12 protein-coding genes are annotated in these 21,270 nt (G+C 54.5%); 10 read left to right on the forward strand and 2 right to left on the reverse strand.

Features of this window, described 5'->3' with window-relative positions; translation table 11 throughout:
• The 5 genes from ntrB to OGY17_RS10535 all read left to right on the forward strand — a co-directional run bounded on the left by ntrB (position 1) and on the right by OGY17_RS10535 (position 9,834).
• Positions 1–876 (forward strand): nitrate ABC transporter permease, encoded by an 876-nt coding sequence (gene ntrB / locus OGY17_RS10515; RefSeq protein WP_008784966.1) that lies wholly within the window; start codon positions 1–3, stop codon positions 874–876.
• Between the two features lie 9 nt (positions 877–885).
• Complete coding sequence (locus OGY17_RS10520; protein ID WP_286607190.1) at positions 886–1,674, forward strand: ABC transporter ATP-binding protein; 789 nt, start codon at positions 886–888, stop codon at positions 1,672–1,674.
• A gap of 10 nt (positions 1,675–1,684) precedes the next feature.
• The gene (gene nirB, locus OGY17_RS10525; RefSeq protein ID WP_286607192.1) at positions 1,685–5,749 is read left to right on the forward strand and encodes a nitrite reductase large subunit NirB; all 4,065 of its coding nucleotides are present in this window, start codon (positions 1,685–1,687) and stop codon (positions 5,747–5,749) included.
• Positions 5,746–8,346, forward strand: coding sequence for a nitrate reductase (locus OGY17_RS10530; RefSeq protein WP_286607195.1), 2,601 nt, complete (start codon positions 5,746–5,748; stop codon positions 8,344–8,346). The genes nirB and OGY17_RS10530 overlap by 4 nt, the downstream gene beginning before the upstream one ends.
• A gap of 102 nt (positions 8,347–8,448) precedes the next feature.
• The gene (locus tag OGY17_RS10535; RefSeq protein ID WP_050592539.1) at positions 8,449–9,834 is read left to right on the forward strand and encodes a YchO/YchP family invasin; all 1,386 of its coding nucleotides are present in this window, start codon (positions 8,449–8,451) and stop codon (positions 9,832–9,834) included.
• Positions 9,835–9,855: 21 nt separating this feature from the next.
• Here OGY17_RS10535 and narL read toward each other — a convergent pair whose 3' ends face one another.
• Together narL and narX are read right to left on the reverse strand one after the other, a co-directional pair.
• Entirely contained in the window at positions 9,856–10,506 is a 651-nt protein-coding gene (gene narL, locus OGY17_RS10540) for a two-component system response regulator NarL (RefSeq protein ID WP_003833392.1), read from the reverse strand.
• Entirely contained in the window at positions 10,499–12,295 is a 1,797-nt protein-coding gene (narX, locus tag OGY17_RS10545) for a nitrate/nitrite two-component system sensor histidine kinase NarX (protein WP_003833391.1), read from the reverse strand. The genes narL and narX overlap by 8 nt, the downstream gene beginning before the upstream one ends.
• Before the next feature lie 340 nt (positions 12,296–12,635).
• Here narX and OGY17_RS10550 point away from each other — a divergent pair, with 340 nt between their 5' ends.
• The 5 genes from OGY17_RS10550 to narI all read left to right on the forward strand — a co-directional run bounded on the left by OGY17_RS10550 (position 12,636) and on the right by narI (position 21,085).
• Positions 12,636–14,027, forward strand: coding sequence for a NarK family nitrate/nitrite MFS transporter (locus OGY17_RS10550; RefSeq protein WP_003833390.1), 1,392 nt, complete (start codon positions 12,636–12,638; stop codon positions 14,025–14,027).
• Between the two features lie 395 nt (positions 14,028–14,422).
• A complete protein-coding gene (locus tag OGY17_RS10555) occupies positions 14,423–18,166 on the forward strand; it encodes a nitrate reductase subunit alpha (RefSeq protein ID WP_008784960.1) in 3,744 nt (1,247 codons plus the stop codon).
• On the forward strand, positions 18,163–19,701 hold the full coding sequence (gene narH / locus OGY17_RS10560) for a nitrate reductase subunit beta (protein ID WP_003833388.1): 1,539 nt from the start codon (positions 18,163–18,165) through the stop codon (positions 19,699–19,701). The genes OGY17_RS10555 and narH overlap by 4 nt, the downstream gene beginning before the upstream one ends.
• Positions 19,698–20,408, forward strand: a complete 711-nt coding sequence (gene narJ / locus OGY17_RS10565; protein ID WP_048216248.1) for a nitrate reductase molybdenum cofactor assembly chaperone — start codon at positions 19,698–19,700, stop codon at positions 20,406–20,408. Before narH ends, narJ begins: the two co-directional genes overlap by 4 nt.
• Positions 20,408–21,085 carry a respiratory nitrate reductase subunit gamma gene (gene narI, locus OGY17_RS10570; protein WP_003833386.1) on the forward strand — a complete coding sequence of 226 codons (678 nt, stop codon included), beginning with the start codon at positions 20,408–20,410 and terminating at the stop codon, positions 21,083–21,085. The genes narJ and narI overlap by 1 nt, the downstream gene beginning before the upstream one ends.
• Positions 21,086–21,270: the final 185 nt, after the last annotated feature.

The raw sequence follows: 21,270 nt of genomic DNA on the forward strand, positions 1-21,270 counted from the left end.
ATGAAACAAAATACGCAGCTTAAATCCCCTGAGCCGGTAGTCGGTGAGGTCATCACGCTATCAACGATGAAGGTCAGAAAGCGCAAAATGCCATGGTCAATGTGGCTTAGTACATGGCTAAGACGCGCCGTACCCGCTCTGTTGGGGATTGCCTTGCTGGTGGTGTGCTGGCAACTGGCCGCCATCAACAGCAAAGGCTTTCCGACGCCGCTGAGCACCCTGGATTCAGCCCTGACGTTGTTTGCCGATCCGTTCTATAACGGCGGGCCGAATGATATGGGTATCGGCTGGAACGTGCTGGCGTCGTTGCAACGGGTCGCGATCGGTTTCGGATTAGCGGCGCTGGTGGGGATCCCGCTGGGCTTTCTGATTGGGCGTTTCACCTTCTTTTCGCACATGTTTTCGCCGCTGATTGCGCTGTTGCGCCCGGTCAGTCCGCTGGCCTGGCTGCCGATTGGACTGCTGTTGTTTCAAAAAGCGGAACCCGCATCGAGTTGGACCATCTTTATCTGCTCTATATGGCCGATGGTGATCAACACCGCCGAAGGGGTGCGGAGAATCCCTGACGATTACCTCAACGTTGCTCGCGTACTGCAACTCTCTGAGTGGACGGTGATGCGGCGGATACTTTTCCCCGCCGTGCTGCCGGCGATCCTCACTGGCGTACGCCTGTCGATCGGCATCGCCTGGTTGGTGATTGTGGCAGCAGAAATGCTCACCGGCGGGTTGGGGATTGGTTTTTGGATCTGGAATGAGTGGAACAACCTTAATGTCGAAAACATTCTCATCGCTATCGTCATCATCGGCGTTGTCGGTCTGCTGCTTGAGCAGGGGCTAATGCTGGTGGCGCGTCGTTATAGCTGGCAGGAAAAATAAGGAGACAACATGAAACCCATTATTCAGGTCCAGGCGGTCAGCCAACGTTTTTCGACCGCCAGCGGTGAGTTCCTCGCGCTACACAATGTTTCTTTTGATATCCATGAAGGGGAGACCGTGAGTTTGATTGGTCACTCCGGTTGCGGAAAGTCGACGCTTTTGAATCTGATTGCCGGCATTACGCTGCCTACTGAAGGTGGCCTGATTTGCGATAACCGCGAAATCGCCGGGCCGGGGCCTGAGCGGGCGGTCGTTTTCCAAAACCATTCGCTGCTGCCGTGGCTGACCTGTTTCGACAACGTAGCCCTGGCCGTCGATCAGGTCTTTCGCCACACCATGAGTAAAGCCGAGCGACGTGAGTGGATCGAACACAACCTGCACCGCGTCCAGATGGGCCACGCGATGCACAAACACCCCGGTGAAGTCTCTGGTGGGATGAAGCAACGCGTGGGCATTGCCCGGGCGCTGGCGATGAAACCCACAGTTCTGCTTATGGATGAACCGTTTGGCGCACTGGATGCGCTCACTAGGGCGCATTTGCAGGATACGGTGATGCACATCCAGAAGTCGCTGAATACCACCATTGTGCTGATCACTCACGACGTTGATGAAGCGGTGCTGCTTTCCGACCGGGTTCTGATGATGACCAACGGGCCAGCGGCGACGGTGGGCGAGATCTTGACGGTTGATTTACCGCGCCCACGCAATCGGGTCCAGCTTGCCGATGACAGCCGATACCACCACCTGCGACAACGCATTCTCCATTTTCTGTATGAGAAACAGCCGAAGGCGGCGTAAGGAGGGGAAGATGACGCGACTGGTCATTGTGGGTCATGGCATGGCGGCAACTCGTCTGATTGAGGCGCTTGTTATGTACAAAAACGGCGGCATTTCCGTCACCGTTATTGGTGAAGAGCCGCAGCTTGCCTACAACCGGATCCAACTTTCCCCGGTGCTGGGGGGAGAAAAGCCCTTTGCGCAAACTTTGCTTCATCCGGCGCAGTGGTATCTCGATCACGGCGTGACGGTTCTGAGCGATGAAGCTGTGTTGGCCGTTGATGCCACCAGCCGCAGCCTGACCACCACAAAACGGCTTTTGTTCTGGGATGAGCTGGTATTTGCCACCGGATCGTATCCGTTTATTCCGCCCATTCCCGGCGTCCAACAACCGCATGTTCATGCTTTTCGCACGATGCAGGATGTCGAGGCGATTCTCCAACGGTCTGGGCCAAAGGTGGTGTTGGGTGGTGGCGTTCTCGGCGTGGAGGCCGCGGCAGCCTTACGTCTTCACGGTGACGATGTCACGTTGATTCATCGCGCGGGAAGGCTGATGGAACAACAGCTTGATCAACAGGCCAGCGATCTGTTGCAGGCACAACTAACAGGACGCGGTATTCGCTGCGAGCTTAGTTCCGGGCTCGTCAGTATCGAAGCCGACTGCGTAACGTTGCTCGATGGCCAGCGTATTGCGGCGAATGGTGTGGTGATTGCCACGGGGGTCAAACCCAATATCACCCTGGCGCAGGCGTGCGGTGTTGTTTGTCAGCAGGGGATCGTGGTGGATGAACAGCTTCGCACCTCAATGCCCGGCATTAGCGCCGTTGGGGAATGCTGCGAGATTAACGGCCAGACGTGGGGACTGGTTGCGCCGTGCCTGAAACAGGCTGAGGTGTTGGCTGCGCGACTGGCGGGTTTTACCGGTGCCGGATTTGGTTGGCAGGCGAGTGGAACGCGCCTCAAGGTGACGGGAATTGATCTGTTTAGTGCAGGCGTAACGGACACGACGGCGACGGATGCCACCCTGAGCACATACGATCCGCTCAGCGGGCACTATCGCCGCTTGCTGACGCGTGATGGAAAACTCCATGGTGTGCTGCTGATGGGCGATTGCCATAGCGCAGCGCCATTAACCGATTTGCTGGCACAGGGGGCGACAGCACACTCCGACTGGCTCTTCGACCGCTTTGATACGCAGCCATCGGCTGCAGGACAGATGACGATGACAAAACCGACGCTGGCTGTTGTGGGACACGGTATGGTTGGCTACCATTTTCTTGAGCAATGCGTAAGCCGTAATCTGCATTTGCATTATCACATTGTGGTGTTTGGCGAAGAACGTTATGCCGCCTATGACCGGGTGCATCTGTCAGAGTATTTCGCCGGGCGCAGCGCGCAATCACTTTCGCTTGTCGCTGATGATTTCTTTGCCCGTAGTGGCATAGAGCTACGTTTGGGGCAATGCGTGACCGAGATCGATCGTGAGATGCGCGTCATCCGCAACGCCGACGGACATGAAACCCACTGGGATTCGCTGGTGCTTGCCACCGGATCGTATCCGTTTGTCCCCCCTGTGAAAGGTGGGGACTCACCCGCCTGCTTTGTTTATCGTACGTTGGACGATTTGGATGCCATTGCAGCGAAAGCGAAAAGTGCGCGCCGCGGGGTGGTGATCGGCGGTGGCCTGCTTGGTCTGGAGGCTGCGAACGCGCTGCGTCAGCTTGGGCTGGAAACGCATGTTGTTGAGTTTGCCGCTAATCTGATGGCGGTGCAGCTGGATAACGCCGGTGCCGCGATGTTACGAGAAAAGATAGAGGCGCTCGGCGTTGGCGTCCACACCGCAAAATCGACCACGGAAATTGAAAGCACCACTGACGGACTGGTACTGCACTTTGCCGACGGCGAAAAGCTGGAAACCGAAATGGTGGTTTTTTCTGCGGGTATTCGTCCGCAGGATGCGCTGGCGCGTCGCAGCGGTTTAGATATTGGCGAACGCGGTGGGATTTGTATCGATAGCCACTGTCGCACGTCAGATGACGCCATTTTTGCGATCGGCGAATGTGCGCTGTGGGAAGGGCGAGTCTTTGGCCTTGTCGCGCCGGGATATCAAATGGCGCGGGTAGTCGCCGCACAGCTGGCCGGAGAAGATGTCAGTTTTAGCGGTGCGGATATGAGCACCAAGCTCAAGCTGCTGGGCGTTGATGTCGCTTCTTTTGGCGATGCGCATGCCCGTACGCCGGGCGCGAAAAGCTATCAATGGACGCATGGTCCCGAGCAGATCTACAAAAAGATCGTCGTCAGTGCAGAGGGCAAAACGCTGTTGGGCGGAGTGCTGGTTGGCGATGCTGGCGATTACGCCACGCTATTGCAAATGATGTTGAATGGGATGCCGCTTCCTGGTCAGCCGGAATCGCTGATCCTGCCCGCGCTGGCGGGCGGTGCGCCAAAAGCGCTTGGGGTTGCGGCATTGCCCGATACAGCGCAAATCTGCTCTTGTCATAACGTCAGTAAGGCCGATATATGCCGGGCGGTAAGTGCTGGTGCGACGGACATTGGCGCCATCAAACAGTGCACTAAAGCGGCGACCGGTTGTGGCGGATGCAGCGCGCTGGTGAAACAGGTGATGGAGCACCAACTTGCGGCCCAGGGCGTTGAGGTCAAAAAGGATATCTGTGAACATTTTCCCTGGTCGCGCCAGGAGATTTATCACCTTGTACGGGTGAACCATATCCATACTTTCGAACAGTTGATTAGCCGTTACGGCCAGGGTCACGGCTGCGAAATCTGTAAACCTCTGGTGGGGTCAGTGCTGGCGTCCTGCTGGAATGAGTATCTGCTTAAACCAGCGCACTTACCGCTGCAGGACACGAACGATCGCTATTTTGCCAATATTCAAAAAGACGGTTCCTATTCTGTGGTCCCGCGTATGCCTGCGGGAGAGGTCACACCGGACGGCCTGATCGCCATAGGACAGATTGCGAAACGTTATCAGCTGTACAGCAAAATCACCGGCGGGCAACGGGTGGATCTTTTCGGCGCGCGTCTGGAACAGTTACCCGATATCTGGCGCGAACTGGTGGCTGCGGGATTTGAAACAGGACATGCGTACGGGAAGTCGTTGCGAACGGTGAAGTCCTGCGTTGGATCGACCTGGTGTCGCTACGGCGTACAGGATTCAACGGCAATGGCGGTGATGCTTGAAAATCGCTACAAAGGGTTGCGTGCACCACACAAAATTAAAATGGCGGTGTCCGGTTGTACCCGGGAATGTGCCGAGGCACAGAGTAAGGATGTGGGCGTCATTGCGACGGATAAAGGCTGGAATCTCTATCTGTGCGGCAATGGAGGAATGAAACCACGCCATGCCGATTTGTTTGCCAGTGATTTAGATGATATCGCGCTAATGCGCACTATCGACCGTTTCCTGATGTTCTACATTCGCACCGCGGATCGTCTGCAACGTACCAGCACCTGGATGGATAACCTGGAAGGGGGCATTGCGTATTTGCGTGAAGTGATCCTTGACGACAGTTTAGGGATTGCCAGTGAACTGGAACAAGAGATGGCGCGGGTTGTGGAAAGCTACCAGTGCGAATGGCAAACCACGCTCAGTAGCCCGCAGCGTCTGGCGCTGTTTCGTTCATATATCAATAGTGATGAGGCGGATGAGACGGTTGCCCGTGCGCCTTTACGCGGGCAACCGCAGTTGGCTAAACCTGCATCCAGGGGCCGTGAGTCATTACCGACAAAACCCTGGCAGGAGATATGCGCCCTTGATGCTATCCCTGAGCAGGCGGGTATTGGCGCACGTCTGGGAGATGTGCAAATTGCATTATTCCGCTTTGGGCAGACGATTTATGCCCTTGATAACCTTGAACCCGGTAGCGCTGCGCAGGTGTTATCGCGCGGTATTCTGGGGGATGTGCAGGGTGAGCCGATTGTTATCTCGCCGCTGTATAAACAACGTATTCGTCTGCTCGATGGCCGCCAGTATGACAGCGGAGAACAGGCGGTACGCGCCTGGCCGGTGAAAGTGGAGGCGGGCAAAGTGTGGGTGGGAACTCAGGCGTTGATCCTGCGGGCGGAGGCATCATGAGTGAGACTCGTACAACGTGCCCGTACTGTGGCGTTGGCTGCGGCGTGATTGCGCAGGTAGACGATAATGGCGTCACCGTCAGAGGCGACCCAGAACATCCGGCAAACTTTGGCCGCTTGTGCGTCAAAGGCGCGGCGCTGGCTGAAACCACAGGACTTAGCGGCAGGTTGTTGCAACCGATGGTGGATGGCGAAACGGCGAGTTGGTCGCAGGCGCTGGACACCGCCGGTGAACGTCTGCGCGCTATCATCGCTCAGCATGGACCGCATGCCGTGGCCTTTTATGCCTCTGGGCAACTGCTGACGGAGGATTACTATGCGGCGAATAAGCTGATGAAAGGCTTCATTGGCGCGGCCAATATTGATACCAATTCGCGGCTTTGTATGTCGTCTGCGGTGACCGGATACAAGCGGGCGCTGGGAGCGGATGTCGTGCCCTGCAGTTATGAGGACATCGAACGCAGTGATTTGGTGGTATTGGTGGGATCGAATGCAGCATGGACGCATCCGGTGCTGTATCAGCGTCTGGTGCAGGCGCGTAATGCTAATCCGTCGATGAAAGTCGTGGTTATCGATCCTCGTCGCACCGCAACCTGTGATATCGCCGATCTGCATCTTTCCCTGCTGCCCGGTAGCGATGCTGGGCTGTTTGTCGGATTACTGAACACGATTGTGGCTGAGGGTAATGCGCAAAGTGAATTTGATGACGCTGTAGAAACGTTTGCTATCGCGCACGACTGGAGCCTCGCGCGTGTGGCGCAGTTTTGCGGGCTGGATGTTGCCGATGTTGTCACCTTCTATGACTGGTTTATGCGCGCGCCAACAGCCATCACGTTATACACCATGGGCATTAACCAGTCTGCCAGCGGTAGCGATAAGTGTAATGCGATTATTAACGTGCATTTGGCCAGCGGTAAGTTTGGTCGACAGGGGTGCGGTCCATTTTCGCTGACCGGGCAACCCAATGCGATGGGCGGCCGGGAAGTTGGCGGGTTGGCGACGCAGCTGGCGGCGCATATGAATTTTGAACCCCAGGATCTTGCCCGCCTTTCCCGCTTCTGGGGGACTGAAAGGTTGGCGCAGACGCCTGGTTTGATGGCCGTGGATTTGTTTGAGGCTATCGGTAAAGGCGACGTTAAAGCGGTATGGATCATGGGGACAAACCCGGCGGTGTCATTACCGGACAGCCATGCCGTGTGCCAGGCGTTGGCAGCCTGTCCACTGGTGATCGTCTCTGAAGTCGTGGCAGACACGGATACCAGCCGCTACGCGCATATTCGGTTTCCGGCGCAGGCCTGGGGCGAAAAAAACGGTACGGTGACGAACTCAGAACGACGGATCTCGCGCCAGCGTGCATTTTTACCTGCGCCGGGTGAGACGAGGGCGGACTGGTGGATCGTTGCGCAAATGGCGAAACAGTTGGGTTTTGCCCATGCGTTTGGCTGGCAAAGCGCATGGGAGGTATTTTGTGAACATGCGGCGCTTTCCGGTTATGAAAACAGGGGGGAACGTGCATTTGATATCGGCGCGTTAGCGGAGCTGACGCATCAACAGTGGGATGAGATGACGCCGGTTCGCTGGCCAGTGAGTACCGGCTCATCAACGCTAAATTTTTGGCAGGGGTGGCGTGGTAACCAACGTTTACGCCTGGTATCTGTTACACCACAGGGGATGAAAACGGCCTGTGATGCCCTCTATCCATTGGTGCTAAACAGCGGTCGCATTCGCGATCAGTGGCACACTATGACGCGAACGGGGACGATTTCACGCCTGATGCAGCACATCAATGAACCGCTGGTAGAAATTGCACCAGAGGATGCCTATCGCTTCAAGCTGAATGAAGGTGCGCTATGCCGGGTTAACTCCCCGCTCGGCGTAATGGTTGGTAGGGTGACCATTCACCGTGGACAGCGGCCAGGGAGCGTCTTCACTTCAATGCATTGGAATAATCATTTTGCCCGTCAAGGGCGGGTAAATGCATTGGTGGCGCCGATTTGTGATCCTGACTCTGGACAGCCGGAAAGCAAACAGACAGCGGTGCGCATTATGGCATGGCAGCCCCGGTGGCTGGGAGAGCTGTTTTGTCGCTCCGCGCTGACGTTTCCGGGGTTCGTTCACTGGTGGCGCAAAAGTGCTGACAATGCCTTGCGTTATACGCTGGCGGGCGACAGCGATATTTCTACGTGGCTGCAACAATATTGTGTGACGCAAAGCTGGCAACTTCAGCAGGCGAAATGGGAGAAGGGACTGAATCTGTTGGCCTGGCATGAAGGAAAGCTGATGCTTGGGCTCTGGTCAGCGGCAACGCTGCCGCAGATTGATGATGCGGCGATCCTCAGCGCATTCGTGCAAACGCCGGAAAATGCTCAGACTCGTCACGCACTGTTGGGCGGGAAACCCGGTGGTATTACGGCTGATAAGGGCGCGACTATTTGTAGTTGTTATAGCGTAGGAGAAAAGGCCATTACCCAGGCTATCGCTAACGGTTGTGATACGGTTCAGGCATTGGGAAAAGTGTTACGTTGCGGGAGTAATTGCGGATCGTGTATTCCGGAACTGAAGACATTACTGGCACAAAAAATCACACTCAATGATTAAGGATATTCCTGAAAATTTGAGAAAAAGCTGCAAAGGGGACGTCGGACAGGTAGGATTTACGCTGTGGTCCCCAAATTCAATGATATAAAAGCCAGTAACGATTTGAGTCGTTTTGTTTGCTGCAGATTTTCTCTTCTCCTACTCTTGCCGCTGGCAGGCGGTATTGCCAGCGCGCAGCCATCTTTTGTGCACCAGGCTGAAAACCCTTTCGATAACAATAGTGATGGCTTGCCCGATCTCGGTATGGCGCCGGAGTCGCGGGCAGGCGAAAAGCACTTTGCCGAAATGGTCAAAGCGTTTGGTGAAGCCAGCATGACCGATAACGGGCTTGATACGGGTGAACAGGCGAGGCAGTTCGCGTTTGGTCAGGTGCGTGACACGGTCAGCGAACAGGTTAATCAGCAACTGGAATCCTGGCTCTCTCCCTGGGGAAACGCCAGCGTTGGATTGCAGGTGGATAACGAAGGCAGCTTTACCGGAAGTCGGGGAAGTTGGTTTATCCCATGGCAGGACAATCAACGATATTTAACCTGGAGCCAGTTGGGGCTGACGCAACAAGACGAAGGTTTAGTCAGCAATGCGGGGATTGGGCAGCGCTGGGTACGCGACGGCTGGTTTCTGGGTTACAACACTTTCTATGACAACCTGTTGGATGAAAATCTGCCCCGGGGAGGCCTTGGCGCCGAGGCGTGGGGCGAATACTTGCGCTTATCCGCTAACTATTACCAACCGTTGTCCTCCTGGCAGGAGCGTTCCGCAACCCAGGAACAACGGATGGCCCGCGGCTACGACCTGACTGCGCAAATGCGCATGCCGTTCTATCAACACCTCAATACCAGCGTCAGCGTGGAACAGTATTTTGGCGACCGGGTGGATTTGTTTCATTCCGGAACCGGGTACCACAATCCTGTGGCGGTGAATCTGGGATTGAGCTATACGCCGGTGCCATTGATTACCGTGACGGCACAACATAAGCAGGGCGAAAGCGGAGTCAGCCAGAATAACCTTGGCTTAACGCTGAATTACCGCTTTGGCGTGCCGCTAAAAAAACAACTGATGGTCAGCGAGGTGGCAAACAGCCGATCGCTGCGCGGCAGTCGTTATGACGATCCGCAGCGTAACAATCTGCCGACGCTGGAATATCGCCAGCGTAAAACATTGTCGGTATTTTTGGCCACGCCGCCCTGGGATCTCAAGTCTGGTGAGACGGTGGCGCTGAAGCTGCAGGTGCGTAGTTTGCATGGGATCCGCCATTTGACCTGGCAGGGTGATACCCAGGCGTTGAGTTTAACGGCAGGTAGCGATAACCGAAGCGCGCAAGGCTGGACGATTATTATGCCGAAGTGGGACAGCAGCGAAGGCGCGACAAACCGCTGGCGGTTGTCTGTGGTGGTAGAAGATGAGCAGGGTCAGCGTGTCTCTTCCAATGAGATCACGCTATCACTGACCGAACCGTTTATTACCGTTTCGGAAAATGATCCTCGTTAGCAATGAAGCATCAACGCGTTATCAGAAAATGCGTTCCTGATGTACCCATACCGCGGCTTCGACGCGTGATTTGAGCTTCATTTTCTTCAACATATGCTTCACATGGACTTTTACCGTACTTTCAGTGATGTCCAGACGACGGGCGATCATCTTGTTCGGCAGCCCCTGGGCAATGAGCTTGAGAATGTCGCGCTCACGCGGTGTCAGTTGGGTGACATCACGGTCCGACGTTGCACGATTAGCACGCAGGCTGGCGGCCAGAACCGGCGTTAAGGCTTCACTCAGCACCATTTCACCGGCCGCTGATTGCTGTAAGGCTTTGAGTAAATCTTCAGGCTCCATATCTTTCAGCAGATAACCATCAGCGCCGCGTTTCAGTGCGGTAACTACGTCTTCTTCATGATTGGATACGCTAAACACAACGATACGGCCCGACAGTGACTTTTCACGCAGCTTATCGAGAGTTTCCAGGCCGTTCATGCCGGGCATGTTGAGATCAAGCAGGATCAGATCGGGATCAAGGGATTCAGCCAGCTCGATACCCTGCTCACCATTGCTGGCTTCGCCGACAACGGTAATATCGGGCGCCATGCTGACAAGCTGTTTTACACCGGTTCGCAGCATCGGATGATCGTCGATCAACAGGATGGTTGCCGGTTCCAGATTACTCATGGGTATCTCCTTGGACTTCTGTGAAGTTTGTTTCGGGAATAAAAGTGACAGCAACTTCAGTACCGCCCGTCTCGCGACGGCGTACGCGGCAATCGCCGCGCAAGCTCTGCGCACGATCGCGCATTATAATCATGCCGTAGTGGTTACTGCGTTCGGCGTTTTCCGGTACGCCGCAGCCGTTATCTTGCACTGTTAGTTTGACCTGCTTGCCATTTTGCACCACCGTCACGACCACTTCATTGGCCTGAGAGTGTTTAAGTGCATTACTCAGGGCTTCGCGCGCAATTTGTAGCAGGTGAATCGCCTGATGCGAAGGGACCAGGCGTGGCGGTAGCTGATAATCCAGCTTAACCGTAAATCCAAAACGGGCGCTGTACTCCTGACAGCTGGCCTCCAGCGCCGGCCGTAATCCTGGTTCCGTGAGCTGTAAACGGAAGGTGGTTAACAGCTCACGCAGTTGTGCCCATGAAGCATTCAGCTCGTTACGAATCTGGCTGAGCAACTCGCGACAGTTATCTGAAAGCGCATCGCCCTGCATCTGCAAACAGCTAACCTGCATCTTCATACAAGAGAGCGATTGTGCAATAGAATCATGAAGTTCGCGTGCAATGGTGGCACGCTCTTCCATCACGATCAACTGCTGTTGACGCTCCTGATGTCTGTCGAGCGCGAGCGTTGCGGTCAGTTGCTCAACCAGGGTATCAACCAGCTGTTGCTGATCGTGGCTGAGATGGCGTCCGTTCGGCAAGGTGGCGAGCAGAATACCATATTGGGTATGCGCATCGGTCAGCCGCCATTTCAATGTGATCCCGCCGTCAATCGCGGGCAGCGTGCCGCGAGGACACAGATGGCAACCTTTTTCATCACAGCTGGCATTTGACTGACAGGTAAATTCCTGATGATTGTCTTCATCTTCCAGGTCGTAAACCCGGAGTTCAATATCATGTAGCAAGGTTAAATTTTGCAGACCGTTCAGTACCGGAGAGAGGCGTTCGCACAACGGCACCTGAGAGTGCAGGCGGCGGTTGGCTTGCCACAGAAAAGAGAGGATCTGGTTTTTATGCTCCAGTCCCGCTGTTTTTTCCTGCACCCGCTGTTCCAGCACGGCATAACTTTCGGCCAGTTCTTCCGACATATTATTCAGTGCCGAGCCCAGAGCGGCCATCTCATTACGCCCGCTGATACGCGCGCGTTGGGTAAAATCACGTTGGCTGACGGCTCGCGCCATCGCCAGCAGCTGCTTCCACGGCTCTAACAGGCGCACGCGCAGCCAGATAATGGTGAAAACCAGCAGCAATGCCATAAATATGGCCATCAGGCGATGCAGCAGGACGACGCGTTCAATGCGTAATTCGGTGGTATGGTCAAAGGCGGTAACCAGCTTATCCAGACCGCCTACAAAGCGCGTTACATCCTGCGCTACCGCATCAGGCGTTTGCGCATGCGCAAGCCCCGGCGCCAGTTCAGTGTGCCAGTAATCCTGTAGTGCTTTTAACTGCGCCTGTTGTCCGTCTCGCTTTGCGGCACGCGTCAACTCCGGGCTAAACGCCGTTTTCTCCATTTCATCCAGAAGCGGTTGATCGCTAGCGTCCAGCGGTACGGCTGCCAGCAGGCGATAACTCTGCATGCGCAGCGATCCCGCTTTGTTGATTGCATGGGCGCTACCCTGAACGCCCTGAACCAGCCAGCCGGAGACAGCCATACCAGCCACGCCGATGGCTGTGGACAATAAAACAATCAGCGCCACCTGGTTGACCAGCGTAAGCGGGGAGAGACAACGTTTAAACATGGTGACTTGTTCCTTCGGGTTTTCGTCGAACAGAAAACCTTATTGAATGACGATTCTGCTGCAGGCAGTGGCGTTATTCTCGGCGATACACTGGAGTATACCCATACCTCAAACGGGCTACCTCTTAATTGCCAGTGGAGGGAGAGATCCCAGGCGAGGGGGAGTAGGGGACGACAGAAGCGTGAAAAACCACATCTTTTTTACCGAAGTTATGTACTCATTTAGGGTAATGATAAATTTTAGGCATGAATAATGACACCTTTTCCTTTGATTTATATCAACTTACCTCCAGCTGTAAACCCTAATGTTGCAGGCATCGAAACAAGTATCAGAGGTGTCTATGAGTCACTCATCTGCCCCGGAAAGGGCATCTGGAGCTGTAATTACCGAATGGCGGCCGGAAGATCCCGCCTTCTGGCAGCAGCGTGGTCAACGAATCGCCAGCCGTAACCTGTGGATTTCCGTCCCTTGCTTGCTGCTGGCGTTTTGCGTGTGGATGTTATTTAGCGCTGTGGCGGTGAACTTACCGAAAGTCGGATTTGATTTCACCACTGAACAGCTGTTCATGCTGACGGCATTACCTTCGGTGTCCGGCGCGCTGCTGCGTGTTCCGTACTCCTTTATGGTTCCCCTGTTTGGTGGACGTCGCTGGACAGCGTTTAGCACCGGTATCCTGATCATTCCTTGCGTATGGTTAGGTTTTGCGGTGCAGGATACCTCCACGCCGTTTAGTACCTTTATTATTATCTCTCTGTTGTGCGGTTTCGCCGGTGCGAACTTTGCGTCCAGCATGGCAAACATCAGTTTCTTCTTTCCAAAACAGAAACAGGGTGGTGCGCTGGGTCTGAACGGTGGCCTGGGCAACATGGGCGTCAGCGTGATGCAGTTGGTTGCGCCGCTGGTGGTTTCACTGTCAATCTTTGCCGCATTTGGTAGCCACGGGGTTGAACAACCTGATGGTACGCAGCTGTATCTGGCAAACGCCGCATGGATTTGGGTACCGTTCCTTGCGGTGTTAACGCTGGCTGCATGGTTTGGTATGAATGAACTGGCAACCTCAAAAGCGTCGCTGAAAGAGCAATTGCCGGTGCTGAAACGTGGGCATCTGTGGATTATGAGCCTGCTGTATCTGGCAACCTTCGGTTCATTCATCGGTTTCTCTGCCGGTTTTGCCATGTTGTCAAAAACGCAGTTTCCTGAGGTACAGATCCTGCATTACGCCTTCTTTGGACCGTTGATTGGCGCGCTGGCTCGTTCAGCGGGTGGCGCAATCTCTGACCGTCTGGGCGGAACCCGTGTAACGCTGGTGAACTTCGTGCTGATGGCTATTTTCAGTGCCTTACTGTTCCTGACGCTGCCATCAAACGGTGTCGGTGGCAACTTTATCGCCTTCTTCGCGGTGTTCCTGGCATTGTTCCTGACGGCTGGTCTTGGGAGTGGTTCAACCTTCCAGATGATCTCCGTTATCTTCCGCAAGCTGACGATGGACAGAGTGAAAGCTGAAGGCGGCTCAGAAGAGAAAGCAATGCGCGAAGCAGCAACCGACACTGCGGCAGCGTTGGGCTTTATCTCAGCCATTGGTGCGATTGGCGGCTTCTTTATCCCGAAAGCATTTGGTACGTCTCTGGCGTTAACTGGTTCGCCGGTCGATGCGATGAAAGTATTTCTGATCTTCTATGTCGCTTGTGTGGTTATCACCTGGGCGGTATACGGACGTCATTCTAAAAAGTAAAAAAGTAGTAGCAGTTGATTATCCATTGCGCGGTGTTAGACCGCGCTTTTTTTTGCTCTAAATTAGTTACAACATACTTATATGTGAGCTCATGACGAAAGTCTGCGAAAACGGTGCTGGTAATATGCTAAGCAGGGGGGATACCCCTTAATACCCACTTATAAAGAATTTAACATTTGTATGATAAGTGAATTATTTAAAATCTTTTAAATTCAAAATATTACGTTAAAAAACATTATCCCACTTTGGGGGTATGTAAAAACCAACCTCCATTTTTCATCCCTGCATGCCTTGATCGTTATCAATTCTCACGCCCTTTCAGAGCGTTACCTTCGCTCTCAATCAAGCAATGTCGATTTATCAGAGAGCCGTCAGGCTCCTACAGGAGAAAACCGATGAGTAAATTCCTGGACCGGTTTCGCTACTTCAAGCAGAAGGGCGAAACCTTTGCCGATGGGCATGGCCAGCTTCTCAATACCAACAGGGACTGGGAGGACGGATACCGCCAGCGTTGGCAGCATGACAAAATCGTGCGTTCAACCCACGGGGTAAACTGCACGGGCTCATGCAGCTGGAAAATCTATGTGAAAAATGGTCTGGTGACCTGGGAGACCCAGCAAACTGACTACCCACGCACGCGTCCAGATATGCCTAACCACGAGCCTCGCGGCTGCCCACGTGGTGCAAGCTATTCCTGGTATCTGTACAGCGCTAACCGTCTGAAATACCCGCTGATGCGCAAACGTCTGATGAAAATGTGGCGTGAAGCAAAAAGACTGCACAGCGATCCGGTAGACGCATGGGCATCCATCATCGAAGACGCCGACAAAGCAAAAAGCTTCAAACAAGCGCGTGGTCGTGGTGGATTTGTTCGTTCTTCCTGGCAGGAAGTGAATGAACTGATTGCTGCATCTAACGTTTACACCATCAAAACCTATGGCCCTGACCGCGTTGCAGGCTTCTCTCCGATTCCGGCGATGTCGATGGTTTCTTATGCTTCCGGCGCACGCTATATGTCGCTGATTGGTGGTACCTGCCTGAGCTTCTACGACTGGTACTGTGACCTGCCGCCGGCTTCCCCGCAAACCTGGGGCGAGCAAACCGACGTACCGGAATCTGCCGACTGGTATAACTCCAGCTACATTCTTGCATGGGGCTCTAACGTACCGCAGACCCGTACTCCGGATGCGCACTTCTTTACTGAAGTTCGCTATAAAGGAACTAAAACGGTAGCGATTACTCCGGACTACGCAGAAATCGCCAAACTTTGCGACCTGTGGCTGGCACCGAAGCAGGGAACCGATGCGGCGATGGCAATGGCGATGGGCCATGTCATGCTGCGCGAGTTCCACCTCGATAACCCGAGCCAGTACTTCACCGACTACGTTCGTCGTTATACCGACATGCCAATGCTGGTGATGCTCGAAGAGCGTGACGGCTACTATGCTGCTGGTCGTATGCTGCGTGCGGCGGATCTGGTCGACTCTCTGGGCCAGGAAAATAACCCGGAATGGAAAACCGTCGCTATCAACAGCAACGGCGAAATGGTTGCGCCAAACGGTTCAATAGGTTTCCGTTGGGGCGAAAAGGGCAAATGGAACCTTGAGCAACGCGACGGTACGTCCGGTGATGAAACCGAACTGCAACTCAGCCTGCTGGGTAGCCAGGACGATATCGCTGAAGTGGGCTTCCCGTATTTTGGCGGCGAAGGTACCGAGCACTTCAGTAAAGTAGAGCTGGAAAATATTCTGCTGCACAAACTGCCGGTTAAACGCCTGCAGTTGGCCGATGGCTCTACCGCGCTGGTGACCACCGTTTACGACCTGACCATGGCTAACTATGGCCTGGAACGTGGTCTGAACGACGAAAACTGCGCGACCAGCTACGATGACGTGAAAGCGTACACGCCGGCATGGGCAGAAAAAATCACTGGCGTATCACGTTCTCAGATCGTGCGCATTGCCCGTGAATTTGCGGATAACGCCGATAAAACACACGGTCGTTCGATGATCATCGTCGGTGCGGGCCTGAACCACTGGTACCACCTCGATATGAACTATCGTGGCCTGATCAATATGCTGGTGTTCTGCGGTTGTATCGGTCAGAGCGGCGGCGGTTGGGCCCACTACGTCGGCCAGGAAAAACTGCGTCCGCAAACCGGCTGGCAGCCGCTGGCGTTTGCTCTTGACTGGCAGCGTCCGCCTCGTCATATGAACAGCACTTCCTACTTCTATAACCACTCCAGCCAATGGCGCTATGAGACGGTTACTGCGCAGGAACTGCTTTCCCCGATGGCAGACAAATCCCGCTACAGCGGTCATTTGATTGATTTTAACGTTCGCGCTGAACGTATGGGCTGGTTGCCATCTGCGCCGCAGTTAGGGACTAACCCACTGCGTATCGCCGAAGAAGCGCAGAAAGCAGGTATGACGCCGGTGGATTACACCGTTAAATCCCTGAAAGAAGGTTCTATTCGCTTTGCGGCAGAGCAGCCGGAAAACGGTAAAAACCATCCGCGCAACCTGTTTATCTGGCGTTCTAACCTGCTCGGTTCTTCCGGTAAAGGCCACGAGTACATGCTCAAGTATCTGCTGGGTACTGAACATGGTATTCAGGGCAAAGATCTCGGCCAGCAGAGCGGCGTGAAGCCTGAAGAAGTGGAATGGCAGGATAACGGCCTGGACGGCAAACTGGATCTGGTTGTCACGCTGGACTTCCGCCTGTCGAGCACCTGCCTGTATTCCGACATCGTGCTGCCGACCGCAACCTGGTATGAAAAAGACGATATGAATACCTCGGACATGCATCCGTTTATTCATCCTCTGTCTGCGGCCGTTGACCCGGCCTGGGAATCGAAGAGCGACTGGGAAATCTACAAAGCCATCGCCAAGAAATTCTCTGAAGTTTGCGTGGGTCATCTCGGTAAAGAAACCGACGTCGTTACGCTGCCAATTCAGCACGACTCTGCCGCAGAACTGGCACAACCGCTGGACGTGAAGGACTGGAAAAAAGGTGAATGTGACCTGATTCCTGGTGTTACCGCACCGCACATCATGACCGTTGAGCGTGATTATCCGGCAACCTACGAGCGTTTCACCTCCATCGGCCCGCTGATGGAAAAAATCGGTAACGGTGGTAAAGGGATTGCCTGGAATACCCAGAGCGAAATGGATCTGCTGCGTAAGCTCAATTACACCAAGGCTGAAGGTCCGGCAAAAGGCCAGCCTTGGCTTAATACCGCAATTGATGCAGCCGAGATGATCCTGACGCTGGCTCCGGAAACTAACGGTCAGGTAGCCGTTAAAGCCTGGGCTGCGCTGAGTGAATTTACCGGTCGTGACCATACGCATCTGGCGCTGAATAAAGAAGACGAAAAAATTCGCTTCCGCGATATTCAGGCGCAGCCGCGCAAAATTATCTCCAGCCCGACCTGGTCAGGACTGGAAGATGAACACGTGTCTTATAACGCCGGCTATACCAACGTTCACGAGCTGATCCCATGGCGTACGCTGTCTGGTCGCCAGCAGTTGTATCAGGATCATCAGTGGATGCGTGACTTTGGTGAAAGCCTGCTGGTTTACCGTCCGCCAATCGACACCCGTTCGGTGAAAGCGGTGATCGGCGAGAAATCTAATGGTAACCCGGAAAAAGCGCTCAACTTCCTGACGCCGCACCAGAAATGGGGTATCCACTCCACTTACAGCGACAACTTGCTGATGCTGACGCTGTCACGCGGTGGCCCGATTGTGTGGATGAGCGAAGTCGATGCGAAGGATCTGGGAATCGAAGATAACGACTGGATCGAAGTCTTCAACAGCAACGGTGCGCTGACGGCACGTGCAGTTGTCAGCCAGCGTGTACCGGCCGGGATGACCATGATGTACCACGCGCAGGAACGTATCGTTAACCTGCCGGGTTCAGAAATCACCCAGCAGCGCGGTGGGATCCACAACTCGGTGACCCGTATTACACCGAAACCGACCCATATGATCGGCGGCTATGCGCAGCTGGCCTACGGCTTTAACTACTACGGCACCGTCGGTTCAAACCGTGATGAGTTCGTAGTTGTACGTAAGATGAAGAACATTAACTGGTTGGATGGCGAAGGCAATGACCAGGTACAGGAGAGCGTAAAATGAAAATTCGTTCACAAGTCGGCATGGTGCTGAATCTCGATAAGTGCATCGGCTGCCACACCTGTTCAGTGACCTGTAAAAACGTCTGGACCAGCCGTGAAGGTATGGAGTACGCCTGGTTCAACAACGTCGAAAGTAAGCCTGGCGTTGGCTTCCCGAACGACTGGGAAAACCAGGAAAAATGGAAGGGCGGTTGGATCCGTAAAATCAACGGCAAACTGCAGCCGCGCATGGGTAACAAAGCGCTGCTGTTGGGTAAAATATTTGCTAACCCGCATCTGCCGGGCATGGATGATTACTACGAGCCGTTTGATTTTGACTACCAGACGTTGCATAACGCCCCGGCAGACAGCAAAGCGCAGCCGATTGCTCGTCCACGCTCGCTGATCACCGGTCAGCGAATGGATAAAATCACCAGCGGTCCGAACTGGGAAGAAATTCTGGGCGGCGAGTTCGAAAAACGCGCCAAAGATCAGAACTTCGAAAACATGCAGAAGGCGATGTACGGTCAGTTCGAAAATACCTTCATGATGTACCTGCCGCGTCTGTGTGAGCACTGCCTTAATCCGGCGTGTGTGGCGACCTGTCCGAGCGGCGCTATCTACAAGCGTGAAGAAGATGGCATCGTGCTGATCGACCAGGACAAGTGCCGCGGCTGGCGTATGTGTATCACCGGCTGCCCGTACAAGAAGATCTACTTCAACTGGAAAAGCGGGAAATCTGAGAAGTGCATTTTCTGCTACCCGCGTATCGAAGCTGGTCAGCCGACCGTTTGCTCCGAAACCTGTGTAGGTCGTATCCGTTACCTCGGCGTACTGCTGTATGACGCAGATGCGATCGAAAGTGCAGCAAGCACCGAGCACGAGAAAGATCTGTACCAGCGTCAGCTGGACGTGTTCCTCGATCCGAACGATCCGGCTGTTATTGAACAGGCGCTGAAAGATGGTATTCCGCTGAGCGTCATTGATGCCGCACAGCAGTCTCCGGTTTACAAAATGGCGATGGACTGGAAGCTGGCGCTGCCGCTGCATCCGGAATACCGCACACTGCCGATGGTCTGGTACGTGCCGCCATTGTCACCGATTCAGTCAGCTGCTGATGCGGGCGAGCTGGGCAGCAACGGTATTCTGCCGGATGTTGACAGCCTGCGTATTCCGGTTCAGTACCTGGCGAACCTGCTGACTGCAGGTGACACCCAGCCGGTACTGTTGGCGCTGAAACGTATGCTGGCGATGCGTCACTACAAACGTGCGGAAACTGTTGACGGCAAAGTTGATACCCGTGCGCTGGAAGAGGTGGGCTTAAGCGAAGCGCAGGCACAGGAAATGTATCGTTACCTGGCGATCGCAAACTACGAAGATCGTTTCGTGGTACCGAGCAGCCATCGTGAACTGGCACGTGACGCGTTCCCGGAGAAAAGCGGTTGTGGCTTTACCTTCGGCGACGGTTGCCACGGTTCTGATACTAAATTCAATCTGTTCAACAGTCGCCGCATCGACGCTGTCGATGTGACCAGCAAAACGGAGCCGCACCAATGATTGAACTCGTCATTGTTTCGCGTCTGCTCGAGTACCCGGATGCTGCCTTGTGGCAGCATCAGCAGGAACTTTTCGATGCACTCGCGTCATCTGAGAACCTGGATAAAGAGGATGCCCAGACTCTGGGCGTTTTCCTGCGCGATCTAACTGCGCAGGACATGCTGGATGTGCAGGCCGCCTACAGCGAACTGTTTGACCGTGGCCGCGCGACATCGCTGCTGCTGTTTGAACATGTTCACGGTGAATCCCGCGATCGCGGTCAGGCTATGGTTGACCTGATGGCACAGTATGAGCAGCACGGTTTGCAGCTCGACAGCCGCGAACTTCCCGATCATCTGCCGCTGTATCTGGAATACCTTGCGCAACTGCCGAAAAGCGAAGCGCTAGGTGGCTTACAGGATATTGCGCCGATTCTGGCGCTGCTTAGCGCTCGTTTGCAACAGCGTGAAAGCCGTTATGCGGTGCTGTTCGATTTGCTGTTAAAACTGGCGAATACCGTTATCGACAGCGATAAAGTGGCTGAAAAAATTGCGGATGAAGCCCGTGACGATACTCCACAAGCGCTGGATGCGGTCTGGGAAGAAGAGCAGGTGAAATTCTTCGCCGATCAGGGGTGTGGCGAGTCGGAAATCTCCGCTCACCAGCGTCGTTTTGCCGGGGCCGTTGCGCCGCAGTATCTGAATATCACCACCGGAGGACAGCACTAATGCACTTCCTGAATACGTTCTTCTTTGACATCTATCCGTACATCGCGGGTTCTGTCTTTCTGATCGGCAGCTGGCTGCGTTATGACTATGGGCAATATACATGGCGTGCGGCTTCCAGTCAGATGCTGGATCGCAAAGGGATGAACCTGGCGTCAAACCTGTTTCACATCGGGATCCTGGGTATCTTTGCTGGGCACTTCCTTGGCATGTTGACGCCGCACTGGATGTATGAAGCCTGGCTACCGCTTGAAGTGAAACAAAAGATGGCAATGTTTGCGGGCGGTGCCAGTGGCCTGATGTGTCTGATTGGTGGTGTACTGCTGCTGAAACGTCGTCTGTTCAGCCCGCGCGTGCGGGCCACCACCACCGGGGCGGATATTCTGATCCTCTCACTGCTGGTGATCCAGTGTGCGCTGGGCCTGCTGACCATTCCGTTTTCCGCCCAGCATATGGACGGTAGCGAGATGATGAAGCTGGTGAACTGGGCGCAGACAGTGGTGACCTTCCAGGGCGGAGCGTCTCAATATCTCGATGGTGTTGCGTTCATTTTCCGTATGCACCTGGTGCTGGGTATGACGCTGTTCCTGTTGTTCCCATTCTCTCGTCTGGTACACATCTGGAGCGTCCCGGTCGAATATCTGACACGCAAATACCAGATTGTTCGCGCGCGTCACTAATCGTATATTTGAGAGTGACAAAACCCTGCTTCGGCGGGGTTTTTTTATGCCTGTTTGCCGGATGGCGGCGCAAGCGCCTTATCCGGCCTACGAAGGTATCAGCGAGCGCTGTAGGCCTGATAAGTGCAACGCATCAGACGAATAGCGGGCACGTATCGAGTTCGTAGGCCAGATAAGTGCAGCGC

The organism is Citrobacter sp. Cpo126, from assembly GCF_030332445.1.
GTDB lineage: Bacteria > Pseudomonadota > Gammaproteobacteria > Enterobacterales > Enterobacteriaceae > Citrobacter > Citrobacter portucalensis.

Bases quoted from the DNA above. Each gene is read 5' to 3' on its own strand.
- ntrB (WP_008784966.1), top strand. From the start codon at position 1: ATGAAACAAAATACGCAGCTTAAATCCCCTGAGCCGGTAGTCGGTGAG.
- OGY17_RS10520 (WP_286607190.1), top strand. From the start codon at position 886: ATGAAACCCATTATTCAGGTCCAGGCGGTCAGCCAACGTTTTTCGACC.
- nirB (WP_286607192.1), top strand. From the start codon at position 1,685: ATGACGCGACTGGTCATTGTGGGTCATGGCATGGCGGCAACTCGTCTG.
- OGY17_RS10530 (WP_286607195.1), top strand. From the start codon at position 5,746: ATGAGTGAGACTCGTACAACGTGCCCGTACTGTGGCGTTGGCTGCGGC.
- narL (WP_003833392.1), bottom strand. From the start codon at position 10,506: ATGAGTAATCTGGAACCGGCAACCATCCTGTTGATCGACGATCATCCG.
- narX (WP_003833391.1), bottom strand. From the start codon at position 12,295: ATGTTTAAACGTTGTCTCTCCCCGCTTACGCTGGTCAACCAGGTGGCG.
- OGY17_RS10550 (WP_003833390.1), top strand. From the start codon at position 12,636: ATGAGTCACTCATCTGCCCCGGAAAGGGCATCTGGAGCTGTAATTACC.
- OGY17_RS10555 (WP_008784960.1), top strand. From the start codon at position 14,423: ATGAGTAAATTCCTGGACCGGTTTCGCTACTTCAAGCAGAAGGGCGAA.
- narH (WP_003833388.1), top strand. From the start codon at position 18,163: ATGAAAATTCGTTCACAAGTCGGCATGGTGCTGAATCTCGATAAGTGC.
- narJ (WP_048216248.1), top strand. From the start codon at position 19,698: ATGATTGAACTCGTCATTGTTTCGCGTCTGCTCGAGTACCCGGATGCT.
- narI (WP_003833386.1), top strand. From the start codon at position 20,408: ATGCACTTCCTGAATACGTTCTTCTTTGACATCTATCCGTACATCGCG.